The sequence below is a fragment of the Bifidobacterium tibiigranuli genome (assembly GCF_009371885.1).
GTDB classification, from domain to species: domain Bacteria; phylum Actinomycetota; class Actinomycetes; order Actinomycetales; family Bifidobacteriaceae; genus Bifidobacterium; species Bifidobacterium tibiigranuli.
In genome coordinates this window covers 266,695-279,282 of the sequence record NZ_QLZA01000003.1, presented here as the reverse complement: position 1 = coordinate 279,282, position 12,588 = coordinate 266,695, and the positions used below count along the sequence as shown (strand labels likewise).

10 protein-coding genes and 1 pseudogene are annotated in these 12,588 nt (G+C 61.4%); 5 read left to right on the top strand and 6 right to left on the bottom strand.

Going from position 1 to position 12,588, the window contains the following annotated elements; genetic code table 11:
* Positions 1-181 (top strand): annotated as a pseudogene (locus tag DDF78_RS04050) (inositol-3-phosphate synthase); the annotation flags it as partial.
* Positions 182-318: 137 nt separating this feature from the next.
* On the opposite strand, the gene DDF78_RS04045 reads toward DDF78_RS04050, so the two are convergent.
* Genes DDF78_RS04045 through DDF78_RS04035 form a run of 3 tightly spaced genes read right to left on the bottom strand, consistent with a single transcriptional unit; the run spans position 319 to position 3,394 of the window.
* Positions 319-1,284 carry a DMT family transporter gene (locus DDF78_RS04045; protein ID WP_152580485.1) on the bottom strand — a complete coding sequence of 322 codons (966 nt, stop codon included), beginning with the start codon at positions 1,282-1,284 and terminating at the stop codon, positions 319-321.
* Positions 1,285-1,343: 59 nt separating this feature from the next.
* On the bottom strand, positions 1,344-2,600 hold the full coding sequence (locus tag DDF78_RS04040) for an MFS transporter (protein ID WP_162000687.1): 1,257 nt from the start codon (positions 2,598-2,600) through the stop codon (positions 1,344-1,346).
* 20 nt (positions 2,601-2,620) lie between these two features.
* Positions 2,621-3,394: a TetR-like C-terminal domain-containing protein gene (locus DDF78_RS04035; RefSeq protein ID WP_152580483.1), complete on the bottom strand. Its 774-nt coding sequence runs from the start codon at positions 3,392-3,394 to the stop codon at positions 2,621-2,623.
* 87 nt (positions 3,395-3,481) lie between these two features.
* Here DDF78_RS04035 and DDF78_RS04030 point away from each other — a divergent pair, with 87 nt between their 5' ends.
* Positions 3,482-4,333 carry an aldo/keto reductase gene (locus DDF78_RS04030; protein ID WP_152580482.1) on the top strand — a complete coding sequence of 284 codons (852 nt, stop codon included), beginning with the start codon at positions 3,482-3,484 and terminating at the stop codon, positions 4,331-4,333.
* A gap of 170 nt (positions 4,334-4,503) precedes the next feature.
* Here DDF78_RS04030 and DDF78_RS04025 read toward each other — a convergent pair whose 3' ends face one another.
* Positions 4,504-5,763 carry a glycoside hydrolase family 26 protein gene (locus tag DDF78_RS04025; RefSeq protein WP_152580481.1) on the bottom strand — a complete coding sequence of 420 codons (1,260 nt, stop codon included), beginning with the start codon at positions 5,761-5,763 and terminating at the stop codon, positions 4,504-4,506.
* 113 nt (positions 5,764-5,876) lie between these two features.
* Between DDF78_RS04025 and DDF78_RS04020 the strand changes: the two genes are divergently transcribed.
* A complete protein-coding gene (locus DDF78_RS04020) occupies positions 5,877-6,956 on the top strand; it encodes a glycoside hydrolase family 26 protein (RefSeq protein ID WP_162000686.1) in 1,080 nt (359 codons plus the stop codon).
* Here the strand turns inward: DDF78_RS04020 and DDF78_RS04015 are convergent.
* Positions 6,866-9,307 carry a glycosyltransferase gene (locus DDF78_RS04015; RefSeq protein WP_152580479.1) on the bottom strand — a complete coding sequence of 814 codons (2,442 nt, stop codon included), beginning with the start codon at positions 9,305-9,307 and terminating at the stop codon, positions 6,866-6,868. The two genes, DDF78_RS04020 and DDF78_RS04015, sit on opposite strands and share 91 nt — an antisense overlap.
* Before the next feature lie 782 nt (positions 9,308-10,089).
* Between DDF78_RS04015 and DDF78_RS04010 the strand changes: the two genes are divergently transcribed.
* The gene (locus tag DDF78_RS04010; protein WP_152580512.1) at positions 10,090-10,818 is read left to right on the top strand and encodes an NADPH-dependent F420 reductase; all 729 of its coding nucleotides are present in this window, start codon (positions 10,090-10,092) and stop codon (positions 10,816-10,818) included.
* A 191-nt stretch (positions 10,819-11,009) separates the two neighbouring features.
* On the opposite strand, the gene DDF78_RS04005 is transcribed toward DDF78_RS04010, so the two are convergent.
* Positions 11,010-11,603 (bottom strand): MFS transporter, encoded by a 594-nt coding sequence (locus DDF78_RS04005; protein WP_152580478.1) that lies wholly within the window; start codon positions 11,601-11,603, stop codon positions 11,010-11,012.
* A gap of 557 nt (positions 11,604-12,160) precedes the next feature.
* On the opposite strand from DDF78_RS04005, the gene DDF78_RS04000 reads away from it, so the two are divergent.
* Entirely contained in the window at positions 12,161-12,481 is a 321-nt protein-coding gene (locus tag DDF78_RS04000; RefSeq protein WP_162000685.1) for a helix-turn-helix domain-containing protein, read from the top strand.
* The last annotated feature ends 107 nt before the right edge of the window (positions 12,482-12,588 follow it).

Below are 12,588 nucleotides of genomic sequence, written 5' to 3'. Positions count from 1 at the left end.
CGGCCCGGTGCTGGCGCCGAGCTCCTACTTCATGAAGTCCCCGGCCGTGCAGCATGAGGACAACGAGGCGCGTCAGCTCGTCGAGAAGTTCATCGCCGGCGAGGTCGAGTCGACCGAAGCCCAGCTCGACGCCGACGTGGCCGAGGCGAAAGCCAATGGCAAGGACGTCTGGCACGCCTGAGCAGGCGCGTCTGGCGGCATGCAAGGTTGGCGGCTTGCGCTGATTGAACGGAAGAGAATCGCTTCGGAGGGAGATGCGGCATATCCGTGCGCGGAGCCAGATTCTCAAGGCCCCCATCTGGCTGGCTAAATTTAGGCTCACAAGGCAAAACGCGTCAGCCCGATGCCGATGAGCACTAGGGCGGCACCTATGACCCGCTGGGTGGTGACGGGCCTGCGGGCGAGGCCGAGCAGGCCGAAATGGTCGATGGTCAGTCCGCCGACGATTTGACCGAACAGTACGACGCTGACGGTCAGGGAAGTTCCAAGCAGCGGCGCATCGATGGCGTTGGCGAGCACGTAGAGCGCCCCGAGCACGCCGCCTCCGGCCCATGCCCACCACGGGAGCGCAGCAGCGGTTGCGAGAATATGCGTATGCGACCGGATGGTCACGAGGATGAACAGCGCGATGCATGTGACGCCCACGGAAAAAGAGGCGAACGAAGCTGCCTCCGGCGAACCGAGCACCGTGCCGAGCCGGCCGTTGACGGTGGTCTGCGCGGCGCTCAGGCACCCGCCGAGCACTCCGGCCACAGGCAGCAGGATGCGTCGCACGATCCTCGGGCGGGCGGTGTCGTTGGCATCGGAGTGCGCATCGGTGTGCAGATGGGTCGTCATATTGACCAGGATCGCGCCGATCACCACTAGCACCGTGCTTGCGAGCCGGCCGAATGAGAGAGACTGTCGGGTGACATCGAATATGCCGAAGACGTCGATGATCAGCCCGCCGATCACCTGGCCGCAAATGGCGAGCACCACGGTGATGGAGGCGCCGAAATACCGCATGAGCACGATGTTCACGGTGAAGAACGAGACGCCGAACAGCCCGCCGAGCCAGATCCAAGCAGGCTGCCGGGCGAAGGTCTCGTCCCACGGCAGATGCTGCCTGAGCGCAAGCAGCACGAGCCCCAAGAACATCGTGCCGACGGCGAATGAGACGCCGGTCGCCAGCACGATCGAGCGCAAGCCCTTGGCCAATCGGGTGTTGACCGTGTTCTGCAGCGGCAGGAGCGTGCCTGCGGCGACGCCCATGAGCATCCACAGTATCGTCAGAGCATTATTCATGTGGGGTGCCTTCTCCTGGGCATGTCGGTGCGGTATCGTGTGCGGGACTCATCGTATAGCTACCGGCATCCCCGTCGCTTCGTTCCGGTGAAGGATCGTCGTCCGGTTTTCACGGTTCCGATGGCCAGAAGGACAGCCAAAGCCAGCACGAAAAGCGCGAACACAGCCACCGAGATACGCAGTGTCACTCCGGCAAGGGAAGCGAACCCGATGCCGAGCACGGGCACGGACATGCCGAGGTATGCGCCGACGAATACGCCGGCTGCGGCCTCGCCTTGCGCGTCTGCCGGCGCGAGCTGCTGGGCGCGGGCAAGCGCGCCGCGGAATGCGCCTCCTCCGCCTGCTCCGCCGATGATGCCGCCGAGCGCAAAGAGCACGTCGTTGACCGAGATCACACCGCACAGCATCAGCACGACTCCCAGCCCGATGGCGGGCAGACCGGTCAGAATGAGCCGCGAGGCGGACAGCGAGCGCATCATGATCTGGGTCGCGGCAGAGGCGAACAGTACACAGGCCACCAGAAGACCTTGCCAGAAGCGCGAATGGATGCCGAGCTGGCCGAGCAGCTGCGGGAACAGCGAAGTGGACAGGCCCTGCACGCAGAACGTGGCGGCTCCCACGCCTATGGCAACCAGATAGCCTGACCGGCCGGCCCGCTGCACCCGGATGCGCTGCGGATGATACCGCCGCGAGCGGATGGTCACGGTTTCCGGCCCGAGCCACAGCACGCCGAGGCAGACGATCAGCAGCGCAAGGTAGATGCCGTACGGCACAACCAAGGGGCCTGGAACCCATTGCGCCAGTGCGCCTCCGACGAGCGGTCCGGCACCGAGGCCGCCAAGGTTGGCGGCGGTGGCGATCACCAGCGCGATGGAAGGGGAGACGCGGCCGCCTGCGATGGCGAGTTCGGCGAGATATGCAGTGGCGGTGGCGGTGAGCATGCCGACGCCGACGCCGCTCACGAAACGCGCGATGACCACCGGCATGAAGGCATGCGTGGCTATGAGCGCTACGGCGGCAGCGATCTGGCATAGCAGACTGATGGCGATAAGCGGGCGGCGGCCTCTCCAGTCGGAGAGGTGGCCCAGAAAGACGAGGCTGAGCAGCACGCCGAACGAGTAGGAGGTGAAGGCCACGGTGACCATTATGGTGCTGTAGTGCGCGGCGCTTTCATAGAGCGACCAGAGCGTTGTGGGCACGGTCGTGAACGACATGGCGGTGCCGAAGATAATGGCGATAAGCCACAGGAATGTCGTATTGCGTTGCGGGTCGAGCTGTGCTGCGGATCGTGCTGTGGACTGTTGCGTATCTTGCATATTGGTCGGCTTGGAACCTGTCATGGGCGTCGGCTTCCGTTGCTGTCATTGCTGTGTTCGGCACGCGCGGCTGCGCCGGCAAGGAACTGTTTGACGGCTTTGGCGGCATAACGGGCCATTGCGCTGCTGCTGCCGCCGTCATTGCCGCTGAGGCTCTCTTCGCAGTCTTCGCTGCGGTCCTCGCCAGAATAATAGAGTGCGCGATGATACAACGGTGCGAAGAGCTGGTCGATGGCGATTTCGAGATCGATGTCGGCGCGGATTTCGCCGCGCGCAATCCCTCGTTGCAGGACACGGGCGGCGGAATCGCGGCGCGGGGCGAGCCAGAGCCGGCGCAGGGCGCGTGCGGTATCGGGGTTCTCCTGAGCTTCGATGGTCAGCGCGATGATCAGTCGGCCGAGATAGGGCTCGGCGAACAGTTGCTGCAAGGCCTCAAGCTGAGTGGCGAGAGCTGTGGCCGTGTCGGCATCGTCCGGGAATTCGAGCGTGGGCACGGTGATTCTGGCGAGCGCCTCGAAGAGCAGCTCGGCACGCGATGTCCACCAGCGATAGATAGTGGATTTGCTGGTGCCGGCGCGTGCGGCAATCGCGGCGATGGTGATTTGCGCAGGGGTGACGGTGGTCACGAGGTCGGCGACGGCGTCGAGGATGGCGCGGCGAGAAGCTTCGCTGCGGGGGCGTCCACCGTGGCCGTGATGCCTTTTAGCTATCAGTGGAACTGCCGGTGAAGCCGTTGGCAGTGCTGGCGATGGCGTTGTCAAAGGCTCCGAAGAGAGCGGGGAAAGTAGTCTCATAGTTTCGATACTACCAGTATCGTAGTAGAGTGAAAGAACGTAATAACGTAATACAGTGCAACTCTAGACACGAGGAGGGCAGTCTTTATGACTACTGAAACCACCAACATTCCTACGCTGTCGCTGAACGACGGCCATGCGCTGCCCGCTGTCGGATTCGGCACCTATAAGCTCAACGGCATAGCGGGTGCGAATGCCATTGAAAGCGCGCTCGGCAATGGCTATCGCCTGCTCGATACCGCCTTCAATTATGAGAACGAGGGGACGGTCGGCGCGGCTATACGTCGGTCGGATGTGCCCCGCGAGCAGATCATCGTCAGCTCGAAGCTGCCTGGCCGTCATCACGCGTACGACGAGGCGCTGGCCACCATCGAGGAGTCGGTGTACCGCACCGGTCTCGACCATTTGGATTTGTATCTCATCCATTGGCCGAATCCGAAGCAGGGCAAGTACGTCGAGGCGTGGAAAGCGCTGATCGAGGCGAGGGAACGCGGACTGGTCACTTCGATCGGCGTGAGCAACTTCCTGCCCGAGCATCTGCAGCGGCTTATCGACGAGACCGGTGTGACGCCGGCCGTGAACCAGATCGAAATGCATCCCTACTTCCCACAGGCCGAGCAGCGCGCGTGGGATGCGGCGCACGGCATCATCGACGAGGCGTGGTCTCCACTCGGCCGTGCCAACTCGCTGCTGCAGGACCCGGCCATCCAGCGCATCGCCGACGCTCATCAGCGCAGCCTGGTGCAGGTGGTGTTGCGCTGGCATGTGCAGCAGGGCGTCATCCCGCTGCCGAAAGCCACCCACGCTGAGCGCCAAGTGCAGAACCTGTCGGTGTTCGACTTCGAGCTGAGTTCTGCCGAAATGGCCGAGATCACTGCCCTGGGCCGCCCCGACGGCCGCACCGCGAATCAGGACCCGAACGAGTACGAGGAGTTCTGAGGCCGGTATAGTTCCTCGTGCCCGTGTGCCGGGCGGTCGCGGCCAATTATGTTGACTGGCTTTTCTTGCGGCCGCAGGGGTCCGACCGCAACAATGCATAACTAATGTAATTTCAGCAATAAACTAATGTAATTATGTCGTAACTAATGTAATTGCTGAGGGGCTCCTGCCTACCCCGCCTTGCAGGCGCGCACGTCCTGGGCGTAGTGCAGCCATGCGGGCAGATCGGCAACGAAGGCATCGCGCACATGCGGGCTGCCTGCCGCCCGCCAGTCGACGGTATCGTCGATTTCGATCTCATATTTCTGCCATTCGAACCAGTTGATCATCTTGACTTTGGGGAATGTGCTGGCGAACGAGTCGGCGAACACCTGCCGCCACCAGGCCTGTTTGATGTCCAGTTCGTCAGTGCCGCCGCGCGACGGCGTGTAGATCGCGGCGGTCTCGGGAATGGCGATCGGCTTGTTATGCAGATCCCCATAGACATGGTAGAAATCAGGAACCTGAATGTCATCACCGGCAGTGCCAGAGTAGTTGCCGGTGAGCATGTCGACGAACTTATGGCTTTCGACAAGCGGGTCGTTGCTGCCCCAGGGGCGCTGATTGCCCCAGTGATACAGCGATACGCCGGCCCAATCCACCACGTCGTCGCCGGGAAAGTAGGGCGCGTACGAGTCGTCCGCCATTGTCAGCGCGCCATCGTTGTTCGTATCGAGCAGCTTGAAATTGTCGCTTTCAGATGCTGCGGCGAACTTGCCGCCGACGAACGGGTACCCGCCGCCGTAGTTGGGTGCCCACATCATCGAGGAGCCGGGCGCCTTGGCGTGCACCGCGTCCGCGACGCGCCTGAACGAGGCGATGTATTCCGCAGGCTGCTGGCCCCACGCATACCACGATCCGTTCATTTCATGGGCGTATCTGAGCACGACCGGAACGCCATCGTCGTTAAGCTTGCGAAGATCCTCGGCCAGCTGCGCGATGACCTCGGTGCTAACGGCGGAAAGCCCAGCGTGCGGCTCGAGCGTGAGCAGCAGCGCGCCGCCGTTCTGCTTCACTTGGTCGACCGCATCCAGCGTATGCTGCCAGGTCTCGCGGTCGTAGGGAATGTCTGTGAATTGCACGGCCATCGCCGGGGCATGGCCGAGATTCGTCTTGTACTGCGCGATGGACTCATTGTCCCAATCGAGATTGACTCCGAACAGCACTCCCTTTTCGGGAATGATCAGGCTAGCATCGTCCGCCACGCAGAATTCGCTCTCGGCTGTCGCCGATGGCGCGGGCACGACCCGGTTCATCGTCCATGCGACGCCGATCGTGGCCACGGCCATAAGCAGCACCGGAATGAGCGCGCTGGCTCGGCGCAGGCGTTTGGACTTGGATTTGTGAGGGAACTGGTCAGGGCCTTGGTATTGATTATTGGACGATGTCATAATGGATTCTCCCAAACGTATCGGTGCTGAGGCGCAATGAATTGAACTAGCGCAATGAATTGAACTAGCACGGTGAATTGAACTAGCACAGAGAGCTGGTGTGGCTTATGCGAATGCTCCCGACTATCATGCGCACGTTGCGCGCCGCCTTTGCCATGGGTCTGGCGGCTGCGCTGATGGCTGCGTGCGTCGGGTGCGCCGCGAAAACCAACGATGCCGTCGACAAAGACGTCATCGCCACGCCAACCGCCCATGCGTTGCAATGGGGCGTCTATCTGCCTCCGACGGATTCTCTTTCGAACAGCTACGCCCAAGTGGCCGGCATCGCTGGCGCGCGCCCGAATTACGTGCTGAGCTTCTCCGCGCTCATGCAGCCGGTGCCCGTTGCCCAATTGCAGGAAATCGCGAGTCTCGGCGCGATGCCGATACTGTCCTTGGAACCATGGGATCCCAGTGCAGGCGCTGCTGAAAATAGCATTGGCGATGCGAGAACCAGGCAACCGGAATTCGCCTTGGCTCGGATTGCAGCCGGCGACCACGACGCGGATTTCACCCGTTGGGCAACGGGGCTGAGAGATCTGGGTTCCACCGTGATGCTGCGCTTCGCCCATGAGATGAACGGCGACTGGTATCCGTGGGCGGTCGGGGTGAACGGCAACACGAGTGATGACTATGTTGCCGCCTGGCGGCACGTTCATGACCTCTTCCGCAGCGTCGGCGCTTCGAACGTGCGGTTCCTGTGGTCGCCGAACGTCCCCGTCTCCGGGCAGACGAGCGACCTTGCCGCCGCGTATCCAGGCGCGAACATGGTCGATATCCTCGGGCTGGACGGCTACAACTGGGGAGCAGGCGATGGGCACGAGTGGACTGAACCCGACATGCTGTTCGATGAGGGTCTGAACCAGCTGCGGGCGCTTGACGGCAGGCAGCCGATTCTCATATCCGAGACCTCGTCCGCCGAGGGCTCCGGTCTGGGACAATCGAAGGCGCAGTGGATCGCCAAGCTGATGAGTCATGGTTCCTCCCAGAAGCGGGTGACGGGTTTCATCTGGTTCGATGTGAACAAGGAGAGGGACTGGCGGATCAACTCGAGCCAAGCGGCTCAGGAAGCGTTCAAGGCCTCTCTTGCCAAAGTCATATCAATCGCATCGGCTCCGCCTGACTTGTCTGGTGTAGCTGGCGCGGCTGGTTGACCGAGCTGCAGCCGGCCGGTCTGCGGCTGGCTGGGCTGTGCTTGATGCAGAGCGGGCTTACGGGACGAGCCGCTGGGATGAGCAGCCTGAGCCTCGGCCAGGCCCTTGTATACATGGGTCAGGCCATCGATGCGATAAGCGAGGTTGGCGGTCTCGAGCGCTTGCGAGACTCCGAAGATGCGCATATCCGCGCTCTCGGCCCGCACCAGATGCAGAGTCTGCATCAGGCAGGCGATGCCGGCCGGGCTTACGCTGGTCACCTCCGAAACATCGACGAGAATGATCTTTTCACGGCCATCCAGGCGTCTGTCGAGTTCGGCGGCCACCATATTGCGCAACTCCAGAGCCGCATGCGCATCAAGAACAGGGCCGATCGCATGCACATTCGGACCGATTGCGACATCATCTTTCATCGGCACGCTGGGAGAGACGCGCAGATCCGCAAGCTGCTCGCCCAGCGTATTGGGTTCTGACGAGATCGAGCCTGTCAGCAATGCCGCCAGCAGCTCGTGTTGAGGCAACGATGGCGCGGTGATCTCGCTGTCTTTCGGCCCTTGGTAGCGCGCCGCGGAAATTGCGGCCCACAGCAACGCCATATCGATCGCCACCCAGCCGAGCGAGACCAAGGTGGATGACAGCCCGGCTGCGCCGAACGCCGCACGCGCCATGCCGATGCCGGAAGCCGCAATCAGCAAGCCCATCGCGATAAGCTGCGGGACGATCCACTTGAAGCCCGAATTCGATTCGGATTTCGTTTTGGACGTCACCGAAAATGCCATATGACGTCCGGTAACGGCCGCCACCAGCCCTTTGGTGGTCGCTATGATCCATGTGGGGAAAAGCGCGATCGACATCTGCTGACCCTTCCAGATGCCACGGCAGCCATGGCCGGTGACTTGGAAAAACGCTTGGCACAGCAGGAAGAACGGCAGGAAATGCGCGAAGAACACCACCGGGTCGGCGTCCAGCGGGAATATCCCCGTGGTGAGGAACACGATAGGGGCGGCGAGGAATGTGACTGCCGCGAAACCGTTGAGATAGCTGGTCATGGTGGAGAGATACATAAGCCGTTGTCCCAAGGAAAGGCCGGGCATGAGCAGCGGGTTCTGCGTGAAGAACACCTGCATGGTACCCAAAGCCCAGCGATTGCGCTGGGAAAGCATGGTTTTGAGATCCTCCGGCGCCAAACCTTGCACCAGCACCTCGTGATGGTAGATGCTCGACCAGCCCATGGCGTGCAGATGCAGGGCCGTCACCATGTCTTCCGTAATGGAATTCGTCCGCATGGGATTGATGACTAGGGCCTGCTCGCCGGCGATATGCGTAATTTCGGATTCGATCTGCGCAAGCGTGGCAAGCATATCGTCAGGCAAAGTGACCTCGATTCGCTGGGATTCGAGGATGTCGTCGGCGAGCTGATCGAGGATGTCGGCAAGCGGTTTTCCCCGGCGCAGCCCTGATTCGCAACGGGATATCGAGGCGAGGATATCGACGGCGACATGCTCTGCGGCCGGATTGACGCGATGCCACCGAGCACGCAGTTCCTGCACCTGCGTTTTGGCGCGACGCAGCGCACGGCGCACTGCGGCAAGCGAGCTCCTCGTATACGCCGACAGCCCGAGTGCCATCAGCGCCTCACGCCTCAGCACCGCGTTGGACCCGCAGAAGAATGCGGCATCCCAGCCATCCTTGCCCCGCTGGATTGGCCCGTAGAACAGCTCGGCCCTGCTACCGAGCGGATCGGCCTTCCCCACATTCCAGAACTCCTGCGGCGTCTGGACGAACGCCACCGTCTCATCCTCGAAATAGCCGAGCACATGATCGAGGAACCCGGGGCTGGGTATCTGATCGGCGTCGAGTATGGCAATGAATTCGCCATCGGTCTGGAACAATGCGTTATTGATGTTTCCGGCTTTGGCGAATCGCGGCTTGCCCTCCCACTCGGTGCCTCGGGTGATGTAGCCGACGCCGATGCGCTGCGCGGCCAACGCGAACTCCGGGCGCTGGCCGTCATCGAGAATCCAGGTCTTATGCGGATAGGTCACGTATTTGGCGGAGAGCGCGGTTTTGAGCACCAGCTCGAGCGGCTCGTTGTACGTGGTGATGAAGATATCCACGCTCAGCCCCTTGCGGGCTGATGGTGGAGACGGCCTGCTGCGGGCGTGCCACATGGTGAACGCATAGAGGACCGCTTCCCCGAGCGAATATGTTTCGGCGAGGGCGAGGGGAATGGCCAGCCATAAGGCGTTCATGTTGAGCGTGAATGCCCATCGCCATGAGATGTAGACGGCGCCCGTGGCCACGACGAAGATTCCGATAGTGCGGGCGATGATGAGTTGTGCCGGTTTCATGCTGTTCTCCTGTTGGCGTCATACGCAGTTGTGATGGTTCTGGTTGTTCTATGGGGCTAAAAATCCTTGGAGAGGCTCGATGCGCGAATGCAAGGCTGCTTGGCTTGCGATATCGTGATGACGTCTGAAGTTGCGGTGCCGTCTGAAAATGGTGCTTTCTGAAAAACGGTAACGACTGAAGTCGTGGTTTTTCGGCCGGGGCGCATGTCCCCAAGGCGAGTGTTCTAAAAGCGAGGTACGGGTATGCGGGTAGCTCGTTGAGCCGTAAGTGCGGAGCGCTTGGCGTCTAGCGTGACTGTACGACACTGTTTGGGTAGCACGCAAGAGCGCCTGTTACAGCTGTGTTTCGATACAATATCCTTGCCATATCGTCGCGGCTGGGGCATTGCCTGCGGCTGCGTGCTCAAATCGAAACAAAATCTAAGGAGGTGCTCCGTCGCCTCAGGGATTGTTTCGCCGATATTGTTTCGATTCGGTGTGAAGAAGGTCACAGTGCATATGAGACGCAGGGGGGATGCGTTTATGGCGGGCTTGTGCCGACATCGCGCTTAACGGTTTTCACTCACTCTCGGTTCTTTGGTCCATTCTCGGCCGCTTGGGGCTGGTTCAGCGTTGAGCCAAGTGGTGGGCTTTGCGACGGGAATGCCTGACTATAGTGCTGAAGTACAGGAGTCGCACTGGATGACAGCCGCTGATTCACGGTATGCTATCGGGCTTATTTGACGTATGTATTTGGGCGGTTGGGAATCTGGCTAGGTTTGTTCCTGCCAGTCCACGTAGTGATGGGCCACCGCTTCCCTTCGTCAGTCCGGTCGGCGTCGCAGGTCGAGGGCTGTAGTACGGCCAAAACAAGGCGAAAGCACAGGAAGGAACGTCTCATGCAAATCGGATTCATAGGGGTGGGGCAGATCGGTACCGCAGTAGCTGGGCAATTGGCCAAGGCCGGGCACGAGCTTGCCATCGCGAACTCGCGCGGGCCGCAGACGCTGGCCGCAAAGGTCGCCGAAATCGGCGGGAACACTCAGGCAATGACGGCCGAAGAGGCGGTTGCCGGCAGCGAGGTCGTCTTCGTCGCAATTCCCTTTGCAAATCGCGCTGTGCTGCGAGAGTTGCCGTTCGCAGGCAAGACCGTAGTGGATCTCATGAACTACTACCCTGCCCGCGATGGACGGATTCCGGAGCTCGACAGCCACACAGCCACCACGAGCGAGATCACCAGCTCGATCATCCCCGAAGCGCACATCGTCAAGGCATTCAACTCGATCTACGCAGGCGACGTATCCGCCAAGGCGCGGCCCGCTGGGGCCCCAGACCGCAGCGCGCTGCCGTACGCCGGAGATGATGCGCAAGCCAAGCAGACCGTGGCCGAGCTGATCAGCGACACCGGCTACGATCCCTATGACGTCGGCGCATTGCATGAGGGCATCCGATTCGAAAATGGAACACCCGCCTACTGCTTCCGCGGCAGCGCCAAGGAGCTAGCGGCTAAGCTCGCCCAGTTCGGTGAGTAGTCGGGTGGTATATGTATGTAGAGGACAGAGGACACTGAGTAGAGAGCACTGAGTAGAGGGCACCGAGTAGAGGACTCTGAGGAATAGATTGTGATATTAGTGTAATTGCCGTGTGGACAGGGGCGAGACCAATTACGTTTTACGTTGCAGGCCCAGCTCGGCCCCACCAGCGTGCTCAAAACCTGAAACACCTATTCATCAGCCTTGTGACCGGAGCGCCTTGGAGAGGTGGGCGTAGGCAGCGCGGTGAATAGCAGCGTCAGGCCGGCTCCTGCGATCAGCAGGGGACGCGGGCCGAGCGGTGTGAGCAGGAGGCTGCCGATGAGCATTCCGGCGGGGGCCAGCACGCTGCCCACGCCTTGGATCGCGGCGTAGATGCGGCCGCGCTCATGGTCGTCGAACTGTTCGGCGGCATAGGCGTTCATGCGCGGCGAGGAAAGGGACTGGGCCACATACGAGGTGGCCCGCAGGCCTACTGGCAGGCCGATATGCGGGCCAAGCGCGAGCGCCAGGTATGACAGGGCGTTGCCGATGCCGTTCCATGCGTCGAACACTCCGGCCAGCGGGATATGCGGGATCAGCCAGCCGAGGAACGATCCGGCGAGCAGGGCGACGACCGAAGTGGACTGGAACAGGCCTGCCTGGCCGGGCGTGTAGATGAGCACGAGCTGGATGGGCGCGGCGGCGCCGCCCACAGCCAGACCGAAACGATTGAGGAACGAGTTGCCGGCCAGTACCTTGGCCAGCCTGTCCTTGGACACCAGCGCCGCCCATAGGGATCCCATAAGCCTCTTATGCTTGCCAGCCTGATTCCAGGCAATCGCGCTCTATTCTCGCTCTTGCCAAGGCGTCCACGTGTGTCCGGCCTGGTGGCCTCGGACGAGCACTTCTTCGGAGTCGAGCCGAGTTGATGCGTCGGCCTTGTATTTGAATATGCGTTCCACGCGAGGGATGCCTCCCGGTTTGAGGGGATTGGGATATTGAACCCTCCATCGTCCGGTCTTGAGTTTTCAGGTCGGCCCGAAGGCTCCTGCTGTGCGTACTATACTTTTTAATGCACTGCGGAGAGTACCCCTATTTTAAACCCGTATAGCCGCATGAAACTGCTGTATTATGCATGTTATAGGCATGAGGTCGAAGCGTCTGGGAACGGCACTGTTCCGCGGTTTCCGGCATAAAAAAGGGTTTCCGAAAAACCTCGGAAACCCTGTCCGTGGTTCTCCGTAGGAGCTTCTCAAACCATTCCAAGGCTCTGAGCGCCTTGATTTCCCGGGCTTTGTGCGGGAACAGGCTACGTGCTGCTCGTCGCCGGCCTACTGCCCGGACGGATGTTCATGATCCGGTGGCCGAAAATTCGTCTCAGGCTCAGGCCCGTTTGAGCTTCCCGAATCGAGCCAAGGTTGTTGCCGACTATCGGAGGGGCGACTCGATGAAGGATATCGCCGCGCGCTATGGCATCCATCGGGCCACTGTGACGGAAATACTGCGTAGAACGGAGGTTCCCACGAGACGGTATGGCCTGCCCGAAACGGTGCGCGAGGAATTTGCCCGGCTCTACACGCAGGGCTTGGGCATCCGTGCTGTCGCGAATCGCCTCGGGATCAGAGGGAGCACGCGCGGGCGTCGTCGCCTACGGCGCGGTGCTGCGTCCGCCGGGCCGTAGGCCGCAACACTTGTAGCAGCGTCGCCCGTGAGGCTCGATGCCGAGGAAGCGGTTGGGGTGGTTCGGCTCCACTAGCAGGGGTTGTCGCTTCGAGCCATCACCCGCAC

Excerpts from the sequence above, each read along its gene's own strand:
- DDF78_RS04045 (WP_152580485.1), bottom strand. The coding sequence starts at position 1,284 with ATGAATAATGCTCTGACGATACTGTGGATGCTCATGGGCGTCGCCGCA.
- DDF78_RS04040 (WP_162000687.1), bottom strand. The coding sequence starts at position 2,600 with ATGCAAGATACGCAACAGTCCACAGCACGATCCGCAGCACAGCTCGAC.
- DDF78_RS04035 (WP_152580483.1), bottom strand. The coding sequence starts at position 3,394 with ATGAGACTACTTTCCCCGCTCTCTTCGGAGCCTTTGACAACGCCATCG.
- DDF78_RS04030 (WP_152580482.1), top strand. The coding sequence starts at position 3,482 with ATGACTACTGAAACCACCAACATTCCTACGCTGTCGCTGAACGACGGC.
- DDF78_RS04025 (WP_152580481.1), bottom strand. The coding sequence starts at position 5,763 with ATGACATCGTCCAATAATCAATACCAAGGCCCTGACCAGTTCCCTCAC.
- DDF78_RS04020 (WP_162000686.1), top strand. The coding sequence starts at position 5,877 with ATGCTCCCGACTATCATGCGCACGTTGCGCGCCGCCTTTGCCATGGGT.
- DDF78_RS04015 (WP_152580479.1), bottom strand. The coding sequence starts at position 9,307 with ATGAAACCGGCACAACTCATCATCGCCCGCACTATCGGAATCTTCGTC.
- DDF78_RS04010 (WP_152580512.1), top strand. The coding sequence starts at position 10,090 with ATGGGCCACCGCTTCCCTTCGTCAGTCCGGTCGGCGTCGCAGGTCGAG.
- DDF78_RS04005 (WP_152580478.1), bottom strand. The coding sequence starts at position 11,603 with ATGGGATCCCTATGGGCGGCGCTGGTGTCCAAGGACAGGCTGGCCAAG.